A 12,237-nucleotide genomic window follows, 5' to 3' on the forward strand; every position below is an offset into this window, starting at 1 on the left:
ACAAGTGCTATAAGTCATAAATATAGATATTTGTGTGGGGTTGGGGAAATATGTTGAAAAGAACCGCGGGAATTCTATGGATGATGATAATTTTGTTTTATCAAACAGCTTTCGCCTTCGGACAGGATGATCAAAGGGTAAGGATATCCCTGGTGGGGGATATTTTGATGGATGGGAGTGTAGGGCGATATATCGAGAAAAATGGTGTAGATTATCCTTGGGAAAAGGTGAAGGAAGTTTTTTCCTACAGCGATCTGGTATTGGGAAACTTAGAAACTTCCGTAGGGGGTGGAGGTCAAGCGGATGCCAACAAACAGTATACCTTCCAATCGAAGCCTGCTACTTTAAAAGGACTTGTCAATGCCGGAATAGGCGGTATATCGATTGCCAACAATCATGTTTTGGACTATGGACAGGAAGGATTCATGGAAACCTTGTACCATTTAGAGAGATCGGGTATAAAGTATGCCGGAGGCGGAAGGAATATGGAGGAAGCCCTTCAACCGGCCATATGGGAAATCAAAGGCATGAGAATTGGCTTTCTGGCTTTTTCTAGGGTGATTTATGATGTAAGTTGGTATGCAGGGGCAAAGAAACCCGGGATTCTAAGTGCTTATGATCACTATGCAAAGGAAGTATGTGACATCATTTCAAAAACAAGGGAAAAAGTAGATTTTTTAATTGTATCTGTACATTGGGGAAAGGAATTGGCCCAGTATCCGGAAGAAAATGAAATTAAGCTGGGAAGAATGATGATCGACAGTGGGGCCGATGTCATCATGGGACATCATCCCCATGTATTGCAGGGGGTTGAATTTTACAATAATAAACCCATCCTATACAGCCTAGGGAATTTTGTATTTAGTTCCAGTAGTCAACTGAGTAGAACTTCCATGATTTTCAATTTGGAAATTAATCCTGAGGGAATTATCAAGGCTTATGTTGTGCCGGTCAGGATTCATCATTGTCAGCCGGTACCTGTGAAGGACAAGGAGGCGGAAGAGGTGATCCATCTTTTAAACACTCTATCAAAACAGTGGGATACGAAATTTTTAAAGAACGGCGATATTGTTGGAAAAATAGAGTATGTAAAGCCTAAAGGTAGGGATTCTTCCGTTGATAAGAAGGATATGCCGCCTCCAAACAGTATGCCCGATCCATCCATCGGCAGGGATGTACGAATCGAGAAATTGGAGAGATTATCAAAGTTTTTCGGTTATGATCTTCATTTTGATGTTTCAAAGAATAGGGCAATGCTGATAAAGGAGAAAGAGACCATTATATTAGATTATCATCAGACTTTGATGACGATTCGACGGGAAAAGAAAGGATGGTTGAATTCTTTCTTCATTCATAAGCCTCTACAACTTTTGTGTAAATTTTTCAAATGGGATTTTCAATATCAGTAGTATTTAGGGAAGCAAAAATACGGGGGATTTTATGCAAACTTATGTAAGAACTGTGGAAATGTTCAGTTGTTTGTAAAACGAACAGATAGGGAATGGGATTAAGCAGAGTAGATTAGATTTTATGAAATAGCGAATATGAAAAAACTCGGCGTATAGTACCGAGTTTTAATAGATATTTTTTGCTGCTTACACATTGAATCTGAAAAGGATGACATCTCCATCTTGCACTTCATAATCTTTGCCTTCTAATCGTACAAGGCCTTTATCCTTTGCATGATTGATGCTGCCGGCAGCTACCAATTCATCATAGGCAATGACTTCGGCACGAATAAAGCCTCTCTCAATATCGGAGTGAATTTTTCCGGCTGCTTGGGGAGCCTTTGTACCTTTTCGGATGGTCCAAGCCCTTACTTCCTGGGGACCTGCCGTCAGGAAACTGATAAGACCCAAAAGCCTGTATCCTGCTTGAATCAGTCTGTCAAGACCGGATTCTTGTAAACCGATATCTTGTAGGAATTCAAGCTTTTCTTCTTCATCCAGTTCAGCGATTTCCGATTCGATTTTTGCACATATCACTACCACTTCAGCATTTTCTGTTTTCGCATGCTCCTTTACCTGTTGCACCAGTTTGTTCTCTCCGCCCTTTTCCAACAAATCCTCTTCGGAAACATTGGCCACGTAGATGATGGGCTTATAGGACAGCAAATTAAAACTTTTCACCAATTCTTGTTCTTCAGCAGTAAGATTTAAAGTTCTTACAGATTTTCCGCATTCTAAAGTTGCCTTGATCAAGTTTAGTAATTCCAATTCCGCCTGATAGGCCTTATCGGCCTTTGCCATTTTTTGCCCTTTTTGAATTCTTCTTTCGATGATTTCCAGGTCTGAAAAGATTAACTCCAGATGGATGGTTTCAATGTCTCTTAAAGGATCTACACTGCCTTCTACGTGAACGATATTGGAATCTTCAAAGCATCTTACCACGTGAACAATCGCAGCTACTTCCCGGATATGGGATAAAAATTTATTTCCCAGGCCTTCCCCTTGGCTTGCTCCCTTTACCAGTCCGGCAATGTCATAGAATTCAATGGCAGTAGGAACAACTTTTTTAGAATCATACATTTTCTGAAGCACATCTAATCTTTTATCTGGAACTGCGACAACACCAACGTTTGGCTCAATTGTACAGAAGGGATAGTTTGCTGATTCTGCTCCTGCTTTGGTAATGGCATTAAAAAGAGTACTCTTACCTACGTTGGGCAACCCTACGATACCTAATTTCATCCAATGATCTTCCTTTCAAAGCTTTTGTTATAGTAGTTTAAATAAACACAAGTAAAATTATAACTGATATGATGATTTCATTCAACCAATTCACCTTGTTTGCCTGCAGAATATTTAGAATATCTTCATGAAAATAATATAAGTTTCCGGCAGAAAGAATGGAATTTTACATATTTTATCATGCAATACAATAAAATGAATTAGGGGGGAGTAGGGCATGAAGGGCTTTGTTGCAGTGAAAGAGATGTTGCTGGCTATTCTTTTTGGCATGGCTTTGATGGGTTACTTGGTACTCTATGGAAAAACTGAGAGACTCTCTATTGTTCTTTTGAGTGTATTAATATTGCAGTTTATGAGAAGCTGGAGAAAAATCCACTGGCTATATTGCAGTAGGATATTCATGGGAATGGTGGTGGGAATATTTCTTGGTTACTATGGATTATTCACAATGATTGAGGAAGGGAGTTTTGAAGATCAGTTGCCGGGTTTTAGAAATCGTGAGAATACAGGGGTGTTATTAATATTTGAAGGGGAACCTGAGAAATATAACCTGCCGATGCTTGTCAACAGCCTGAAAAAAGAAAGGAAAGGAATTGAAAAAGTCTATATTCCTATAAAATTGTATCAATATAAAAGGGCCTATGAAAAACAGGGAATAAGCCGATACAACGAAAAAGCCTCCCAAATCCGAGATAAGCTGAGGGATCTTTTGGCCCCCCATTATGATGTCTTTATTTCCTATATTTCCTGTATGCCCTATCATTATGAAGTCATGGAACAAATGATCCTCAAGGAAAACTATGGGAAGGTGATCATCGTACCGGTAAGTTTATCAAAAACGGTGGAACAGATCGGAGGGGCGGAGGGCAATCTGGTGAAGCATTTATTCACGAGCAAGGCCATATTGCGATATTCAGAGCCTCTTTGGAACAGCGAAAAAATAGCGAAATCCGTAGTGAAAAGAATTGGGGACTTGAATGAAAATGCAGATATAAATCATGCAGGAATCATTCTCATGGGCAAAGAGTCGGCCCATGGAAATCAGCAGATCATGGAACCAAACCATATAAAACAGGAATTGTTGTTCATGGAAAAAATAAAGAAAATGCTTGTGAACCAAGGATTTGACCAAAGAAAAATTATAGGCTTAGAAATTTATGAGGACAAAAAGGCGATAAAAAATGCAGTCCATGGGCTTCAGCAATATGGGGTAGGAAAGATTTATATGGTGGCTATTGGTGTTTTTTGGGATAAGATTGAAAATCAAAGCCGTATGGATAGAATTATCAAGGAGATAAAGAGGGAAGAAAATGTGAAAATATGCTATATTGAAGGATGGGGAGTGGAGGACCTGCTGATTGAAGAACTGGAAAATAGAATTAGATTGTTGAACGTGCAGGAATAAGAGAGTTTTGATAGAATATGAAATGAATATTATGGAAAATTATATCCATAATAAGTAATGACAATGGAAAATGTCTGTAGAGAACCACAAAAGAAAATGTTCGCATGGAGGGATGGATTTGTTGAAACGTTTGGCGCCTATTGAATTAGATCAAGGCATAAAGCTGCATATGATAAAGACAGATAAGTTTAAGACAAATTTGATTAGGGTTTATTTGCAAAGGCCATTGGTAAGGGAAGAAGTTACAAAAAACGCTCTGCTGTCCATGGTTCTTCCCAGGGGAACAAAAAGTTTTACATCTTCCAAGGCCATTGCTAAAGAACTGGAAAATTTATATGGAGCCTCTCTTAGCAGTGATGTATCTAAAAAAGGGGAGAGACATATCCTTCAGTTTGCATTGCAGCTTCCCAACGAACAGTATTTAGAAGAGAAACATGTGTTGGAAAGGGGACTGAAAATGCTCAATGAAGTGATCTACTGGCCATTTTTGGAGGGGGATGGATTTCGCCGGCAATATGTTGCACAGGAAAAGGACAACCTGCAAAAAAAGATTGAAGGGCGAATCAATGATAAGATGACTTATGCCGTGGAACGCTGCATTGAGGAAATGTGCAGAAACGAGAGGTTTTCCCTGCATGAATACGGAAATGCAGAAGATTTGAAGGAAATAACGTATGACTCCTTATATCATCATTACCGTGAAATCATAGGCACTTCGGCAGTAGATATTTGTGTTGTGGGGGATTTGGATGAAAAAGAAGCAGAAGATTTGATTCGTGAATATTTTCAATTCAAACCCGGCGTCAAAAAGATCATCGAAAGGGAAGAAATTGAATTTGCACCGAAAACAGTCAACACGGTCGAGGATCGAATGGATGTATCCCAAGGAAAATTGACTTTAGGATATAGGACCCATGTGCCTTTTGAAAGTCATTTATATTATCCCTTGGTGATCTTCTCCAATATTTTGGGGGGAGGGCCTAATGGAAAACTCTTCAAGAATGTGAGGGAAAAAGAAAGCCTGTGTTATTATATCTTTTCTAAGATAGAAAAATTTAAATCGCTCATGCTCATTAGCTCTGGTATCGAGTTTAGCAACTATGACAAAACTGTGGAACTTATCGGCAGAGAGCTGGAGGAAATGAAGAAGGGAAATTTCAGCGGAGAAGATATAGTAAGTGCCAAGAACGCCATTATTACATCCATCCGTTCTATGACGGATACACCAGGTATGCTTGCCGATTTTTATTATACCCAAGCCATAAGCAATTACCAGGACAGTCTGGAAGAAATCATCGATAAAATTAGGAAAATAGATAAGGAAGCCATCGTTGCTGCGGGAGAAAAGATTGCATTGGATACCATATATTTCCTTAGGGAGAAGAAGGAGGGCAGATAAGAAATGAAGATCAACAAGATGGAAAGCAAAAGTCTGAAAGAAACGATTTATACTACAGAATTGGAGAACGGTTTGCAGGTTTTTTTTATGCCGAAGGCAGGATATACAAAGCAATATGCTGTTTTTGCCACAAACTACGGATCCAATGACAGCCGGTTTATAAAACCGGGAGAAAGTGAAATTACATCGGTTCCCGATGGTATCGCCCATTTTTTAGAGCATAAACTTTTTGAAGAGCCTGAGGGAAGCGTTTTTGATAAATTTGCCCATTTGGGTTCCAATGTAAATGCATATACAAATTTTACATCCACCTGTTATTTATTTTCATCTACAGATCGGTTCTATGATAATCTAAAGTTACTTTTGGAATTTGTAAGGACTCCTTATTTTACCGACGAAAATGTTGAAAAGGAAAAAGGGATTATCGGCCAAGAAATTAAAATGTATGAAGATAACCCCCATTGGAAGGTGTTTTTTAATGCTTTAAAGGCTATGTATCATGAACATCCTGTAAAAATTGACATTGCCGGTACCATAGGGAGCATAGGGAGAATCACAAAGGAAGATTTGTATACCTGCTATAATACCTTCTATACGCCGGAAAATATGATTTTATTTGTTGTGGGGGCATTGGATGAAAAAGAGGTTTTCTCCTTTATTCATCGTTCTATCGGTGATGAGGCAAAGAAAGGGAAAAAGGTGCAAAGGGTTTATCCTAAAGAGCCCAATACCGTAGTGCAAAGTATCATCGAAGAAAAACTGGCGGTTTCAATCCCCTTGTTGAATATTGCCTTTAAAGACAACAAAAATGGGTTGAGGGGACGTGAACTTCTGACAAAGGATATTGCCACCAAAATATTGTTGGAGATGCTGTTCGGAAGGAGCTCAGATTTGTATATGAAGCTGTATGAGGAAGGATTGATTAATGATACCTTTGAGCATGAATACACCGGTGAAATAGATTACGGCTATTCTATGTTAGGCGGTGAATCAAAAAACCCCAGGAAGGTTTTAGATAGAATTTTGGACTATATGCAAGAAATGAAGCAGAAAGGGTTGCAAAAAGAAGACTTTGAGCGGGTGAAAAAGAAACAAATCGGACAGCATGTGAGCTACTATAATTCCATCGAATTTATTGCCAATACCTTTGTGCCTTTTTATTTTAAAGGGATTCATTTGTTTGATTACATCGAAGTATTGAAAGAAATTCAGTTTGATACCGTACAAGAAAGGTTTTTAGAGCATTTTCATCCGCAACAATGTGTACTGTCCATGATCAGTCCGAAATAGTTTGATTTTAGAAATGGGATGGCTTATAATAAGATATAGGGGTTGTCAGTGCAGCTGGCAACCGAATCATTTTATGGGGGTGAGTGGATTTGAATCCTGTGGCTTTTGAATTGTTCGGGTTGTCTATCCGCTGGTATGGCATATTAATTTCCATTGGAATTGTGCTAGGAACGCTTTTGGCTATCTATAGAGCACGGAAAGAAAATGTTCATGAGGAGAAAATTCTGGATTTGGTGCTTGTGGCGGTTCCAAGTGCCATTCTTGGAGCCAGGCTATATTATGTAATTTTCAACTGGAGTTATTATCAAGGGGATATATTCAAAATCATAAATATTCGTGAGGGCGGGTTGGCTATTCATGGAGGTGTGCTTGCAGGGGTACTGGCAGGATATTTTTTTTGTAAACACCATCGGTTAGAGTTCTGGAAAATGGCTGATATTGTTGCGCCAAGCATTATCTTAGGACAAGCCATTGGCCGATGGGGGAATTACATCAATCAAGAAGCCTATGGACGGCCTACGGATTTGCCCTGGGGGATTGTGGTGGATGGAGTAAAGGTTCATCCTACTTTTCTCTATGAGTCTTTATGGAATTTTTTAGTATTCGGTTTTTTGCTATGGTATGATCAAAGAAAGAAATTTCAAGGGGAGCTGCTAATTTTATATGGCATTTTATATTCTATTGCCAGATTTTTCATAGAAGGATTGCGCATTGACAGTTTGATGATCGGGCCGTTTAGAACTGCACAACTGGTGAGTTTTGCGATTATTGTCGGTTTGGGAAGTATTCTTTATGTCAAAAGAAAGAAGATTAGAGAATAGGCCTTTGTCGAAAAAGAAAAATACAGGGCAAAGCAAAGGCAGAAATTTTCTGAAAAATATAAGCAGTATGTGCGAAAGAAGCAGAAAAATGATGGAAATGTAATGGAAATGCAACAAAATTGTCACATATCGTCATTGACACCTATAGACTTTTATATTAATATGATGATAACACCACTTTCTACCACATAACCTTTATTAAGTAATGGGGTGTTTACATGTTAAAACAAGATATTGAAGCGTTAAGGCAAAAATTAAATTCCCTTATAGCAGAGGGGCACAACTATGATGAAATATACAGCGTCAGCGTAGCGCTGGATGAATTGATTGCGGAATTTTATAAAGAATCTTGTTAAAGTGAATGAAATTCTAAATAAATATATAAATAAACCCTTTAGATTTGCATGATCTAAAGGGTTTTTTCGTTTTTGAAATTAGCACTCCAGTCCTATAAAAAAAGACGAAAAAATGCATTTTTCCAGAAGGATTTTTTAAAATACTGCAGAAATAAAATAAAAGTGGTAGAAAGTGGTGAGAAGTGGTGGGTTTTCCCTGAAATGGGGTGGGGATGATGTTTATTGGAGAATATCTTCATACCATTGATGCAAAGGGCAGGGTCATTATCCCTTCAAAGTTTCGCGATGAGCTGGGAGAAAAGTTTATTGTGACAAAGGGATTGGACAACTGTTTATTTGTGTACCCTGAAAGCGAGTGGAAGACCTTTGAAAATAAATTGAAGCAGCTGCCCCTTACAAGCAGAGATGCAAGGGCTTTTGTGAGATTATTCTTCTCCGGAGCTACAGAATGTGAACTGGATAAGCAGGGCAGGATCACCATACCACCGAACTTAAGGGAACATGCACGTCTGGATAAGGATACTATATTGATCGGTGTTTCAACAAGGGTAGAGATCTGGAGCAAGGAAGAGTGGGATCGTTACAATGAAGCTGCAGACTTGAGTTATGATGATATTGCAGAAAAAATGGCACAACTTGGCATCTAAATAATGGATCCTGCTGCCGGGAAAACTACCGATAACAACATAGAAAGCAGGTGGTTGCGTGATTTTTGAACATAAGTCTGTTTTACTGGATGAAACCATTGAAAATCTAAACATAAAACCCGATGGCGTATATATTGACGGAACCTTGGGAGGAGCCGGCCATGCTTCAAAAATATGCGAGGGCCTCAGTCCCCAGGGGATACTGATAGGTATTGATCAAGATAAGGATGCCTTAGAAGTTTCTAAGGGAAGACTGGAAAAATTTAAGAATAAAAAATATTTTGTTCATAGCAATTTTTCAAGAATAAAAGATATAATTGCAGCATTAGGGATTTCACAGGTGGATGGGGTCCTGCTAGATATTGGGGTTTCATCCTACCAGCTCGATGAAGGAAGCAGAGGTTTTTCCTATATGCAGAATGCTCCTTTAGATATGCGTATGGACACAACTCGGGAGTTTTGTGCGGAAAATGTGGTAAATGAATATGAAGAAGAAGCTCTTGCCCGCATAATTTATGAGTACGGGGAAGAAAAATGGGCAAAGCGAATAGCAAATTTCATTGTAAGGGAGAGGGAAAAAAAACGGATTCAAACAACCGGAGAACTGGTAGAAATCATCAAAAATGCTATACCTGCTCCAGCACGACGGAACGGACCCCATCCGGCAAAGCGTACTTTTCAGGCAATTCGCATAGAAGTAAATAATGAGCTGGGCATTCTGGAACAAACGATTCGAGATATTTCAGAAATATTGAATATTGGAGGAAGGATTTGCATTATTACTTTTCACTCTTTAGAGGACAGAATTGTAAAAAATGCTTTCAAGGAATTAAGTACGGCATGCAAATGTCCGGCTGAATATCCCATATGCCGATGCAATGGGAGATCTGTATTTCGTGTGATAACGAAAAAACCTATATTACCGTCTGAAGATGAACTTGCAGAAAACCCACGGGCTCGGAGCGCCAAGTTGCGAGTAGCTGAGAAAGTTTAGAGTTCTAAACAGGTAAGGGAGTGAATAAATTTGATAGTATCACAAAGAAAATACGACTATCGTGAACTTGAAAACACACAGAAAGAACAAAGGAAGAAAGACCGCTCAGCTGCTCAAAGACGGCATAAAATAAAAGCCGTCCATAAGCTGCAGATCATGCTTAGCATTGTGGCCATGGCCGGTTTGTGTGTAGCAATTCTTTTGGGGTATGTGGCTCTTACGGAAGCAAAATATAGGGTACATGCTTTAGACAAAGAGATAAAACAATTGGAAGGGCAAATCGAAAATCTAAAAGTGAAAACAGAGATCATTAAAAAGAGCACTGTGATCGAAGAGAGGGCCATGGCGGAGTTAGGAATGCAGTACCCCACAAAAGAACAAATGGTATTTTTAGATATAGATAATCATCCAAAGATGGGTGGGCAAGATACGAAAGAGAATGGAGAAGCAGAGGACAATGGAAAGAACGGCAAGCTGATGGCTGGGGTAAAGGCTGCCGTTGAAAAAATTTATTCCCTGTTAGATTGATGCGCGGATTTTCGTGTAGAGGAGGCAATCAAGTTGTCGTCACCCAGTATCCTACAAAAAAAAAGATTGATTGTGCTATTATTTTTAGCCAGCTTGGCTTTATTTTTGCTTATTTTTAGAATTGGCTGGATTCAGATTGTGAATGGTGAAAATTATAGACGATTGGCCCATATGCAGCAGACGAGAGATATTCCTATTCCTGCGAAAAGAGGAATCATTTACGATAGAAACGGAAAAGAATTAGCCATCAGCGCAAGTACAAATACAGTTTGGGCAAGGCCGGCAGAAGTTCTAAACTCGGGAAAGGGAGAAGAGATCGCAAAGGAATTGGCGAAAATCCTTGAAAAGGATGAAAAAGAGATCAAAGAGAAAATATTAAAAAAGAATGTGGGTTTAATCAAAGTTGAAAAATGGATTGATAAAGGGAAAGCAGATGCCATTCGGCAAGCAAAGCTTGAGGGAATTTGGATTGCCGAAGATAATCGGAGATACTATCCTTTTGGAAATTTTGCAGCCCATGTCTTAGGGCATACTACCGATGATAATCGGGGACTGGTTGGCATTGAGCTGGAATATGATAAATATTTGAGCGGTTTGCCTGGCAGATGGATTAAAAACACCGATGCCGTTGGCAGGCAGCTTCCTTACGGTACGGAAAAGTATTATGAACCGGAAGATGGGTTAAACGTGGTTTTAACTATAGATGAAACAATTCAACATTTTGTTGAAAAAGCCATAGAGAATGCCATGATTCAGACAAAGGCAAAGAAAATTATGGCCATTGTCATGGAACCAAAGACAGGGGACATCCTGGCCATGGCAACCAAGCCGGACTTTGATCCCAATGAACCGAGGATTCCTATGGATGAGGGAAAGAAAAGAGAATATGAAACCTTGGATGTACAAGGGAAGCAAAAGCTTTGGAATGAGATGTGGAGAAACCCTATGATCAGTGATACTTATGAACCGGGTTCCACCTTTAAGTTGATTACTGCTGCTGCAGGTTTGGAGGAAGGTGTAGTAGAGCCCAACTCTCCATTTTACTGTTCTGGCGCTGTGACTGTAGCAGGTCAAAAAATAAAATGTTGGAGATATTACCGCCCCCACGGGGCCCAAACTTTTACACAGGGAGTTCAGAATTCATGCAACCCTGTCTTCATTGAAGTAGGTCAGCGCTTAGGGGTGGAAAAGTATTATAAATATGTAGAGGCTTTTGGGTTTACGAAGCTTACAAACATTGACTTACCCGGGGAAAGCCGATCCATTGTACAGAACAAGGCCAATGTAGGACCCGTCGAGTTAGCTACCATTTCTTTTGGCCACGGTATATCTGTAACGCCTATGCAGCTGATCAATGCCATTTCTGCCATAGGCAATGACGGGAAATTAATGAAACCTAGAATTGTAAAAGAGCTGGTAGATAATTCGGGCAATGTAATTCACCGATATGAGCCCAAAATGGTGCGGCAGGTTTTATCGGAAAAAACAGCCAAAGAATTAAGATGGATTATGGAAACGGTAGTTACGGAAGGATCAGGAAAAAGTGCTTATATTCCCGGCTATCGAATCGGAGGAAAAACCGGTACGGCAGACAAAATAGAAAACGGCAGATATGCCAAGGGAAAAGTATACTCATCCTTTGTGGCCTTGGCACCCATTGATGATCCAAAACTTGCTGTATTGGTAGTTGTTGACGAACCTCAAGGTGTGCATTTCGGGAGTTTGACAGCTGCCCCTGCAGCTCATGATATATTAAGGGACAGTTTGCGATATCTGGATGTAGAGCCTAGATATACGGAAAAGGAAGCCCAAGTGTATGCAAAACAGGAAGTGGAGGTTCCGGAAGTGAGAAATTTGCCATTGAAGGAAGCTGCCAAAGTTTTATCAGAAAGCAAGCTACAGTATGATACAGAACCTGTAACGGTGGAAAATCCGGAGGTATTGATCGTCGATCAGTTTCCAAAACCTGGGGCAAAGGTTCCTGAAAAGTCAATTATAATTTTATATCTTAAAGAATAGCAGGTAACGTAGTGGTGAAAACGTGATAGGGAACAAAATAATTTCATGGCGAAGGCAAAACTGTGTAAATATATGATATAATGGAAAC

General features: G+C 39.5%; 11 protein-coding genes. 10 read left to right on the forward strand and 1 reads right to left on the reverse strand.

What is annotated here, in order from left to right; genetic code table 11:
- Positions 1 to 50: 50 nt before the first annotated feature.
- Entirely contained in the window at positions 51 to 1,409 is a 1,359-nt protein-coding gene (locus AN619_RS06850) for a CapA family protein (RefSeq protein WP_068555980.1), read from the forward strand.
- A gap of 186 nt (positions 1,410 to 1,595) precedes the next feature.
- Here the strand turns inward: AN619_RS06850 and ychF are convergent, their stop codons facing one another.
- A complete protein-coding gene (ychF, locus tag AN619_RS06855) occupies positions 1,596 to 2,690 on the reverse strand; it encodes a redox-regulated ATPase YchF (protein WP_068555981.1) in 1,095 nt (364 codons plus the stop codon).
- 217 nt (positions 2,691 to 2,907) lie between these two features.
- Between ychF and AN619_RS06860 the strand changes: the two genes are divergently transcribed.
- From AN619_RS06860 to AN619_RS06895, 9 genes are all read left to right on the forward strand, one after another.
- Positions 2,908 to 4,095, forward strand: coding sequence for a hypothetical protein (locus tag AN619_RS06860; RefSeq protein WP_068555982.1), 1,188 nt, complete (start codon positions 2,908 to 2,910; stop codon positions 4,093 to 4,095).
- 118 nt (positions 4,096 to 4,213) lie between these two features.
- Complete coding sequence (yfmF, locus tag AN619_RS06865) at positions 4,214 to 5,494, forward strand: EF-P 5-aminopentanol modification-associated protein YfmF (RefSeq protein WP_068555983.1); 1,281 nt, start codon at positions 4,214 to 4,216, stop codon at positions 5,492 to 5,494.
- Between the two features lie 3 nt (positions 5,495 to 5,497).
- Positions 5,498 to 6,784, forward strand: a complete 1,287-nt coding sequence (yfmH, locus tag AN619_RS06870; RefSeq protein ID WP_198153256.1) for an EF-P 5-aminopentanol modification-associated protein YfmH — start codon at positions 5,498 to 5,500, stop codon at positions 6,782 to 6,784.
- Between the two features lie 89 nt (positions 6,785 to 6,873).
- Positions 6,874 to 7,605, forward strand: coding sequence for a prolipoprotein diacylglyceryl transferase (gene lgt / locus AN619_RS06875; protein WP_068555984.1), 732 nt, complete (start codon positions 6,874 to 6,876; stop codon positions 7,603 to 7,605).
- 218 nt (positions 7,606 to 7,823) lie between these two features.
- Complete coding sequence (locus AN619_RS15580) at positions 7,824 to 7,961, forward strand: aspartyl-phosphate phosphatase Spo0E family protein (RefSeq protein WP_083525020.1); 138 nt, start codon at positions 7,824 to 7,826, stop codon at positions 7,959 to 7,961.
- Between the two features lie 215 nt (positions 7,962 to 8,176).
- The gene (gene mraZ, locus AN619_RS06880; protein WP_068555985.1) at positions 8,177 to 8,608 is read left to right on the forward strand and encodes a division/cell wall cluster transcriptional repressor MraZ; all 432 of its coding nucleotides are present in this window, start codon (positions 8,177 to 8,179) and stop codon (positions 8,606 to 8,608) included.
- 58 nt (positions 8,609 to 8,666) lie between these two features.
- Positions 8,667 to 9,602 carry a 16S rRNA (cytosine(1402)-N(4))-methyltransferase RsmH gene (rsmH, locus tag AN619_RS06885; protein ID WP_068555986.1) on the forward strand — a complete coding sequence of 312 codons (936 nt, stop codon included), beginning with the start codon at positions 8,667 to 8,669 and terminating at the stop codon, positions 9,600 to 9,602.
- Between the two features lie 30 nt (positions 9,603 to 9,632).
- A complete protein-coding gene (locus AN619_RS06890; RefSeq protein ID WP_068555987.1) occupies positions 9,633 to 10,130 on the forward strand; it encodes a hypothetical protein in 498 nt (165 codons plus the stop codon).
- Between the two features lie 33 nt (positions 10,131 to 10,163).
- The gene (locus tag AN619_RS06895; RefSeq protein WP_068555988.1) at positions 10,164 to 12,149 is read left to right on the forward strand and encodes a stage V sporulation protein D; all 1,986 of its coding nucleotides are present in this window, start codon (positions 10,164 to 10,166) and stop codon (positions 12,147 to 12,149) included.
- The last annotated feature ends 88 nt before the right edge of the window (positions 12,150 to 12,237 follow it).

It is taken from the genome of Thermotalea metallivorans, from assembly GCF_001562415.1.
Lineage (GTDB): Bacteria > Bacillota > Clostridia > Peptostreptococcales > Thermotaleaceae > Thermotalea > Thermotalea metallivorans.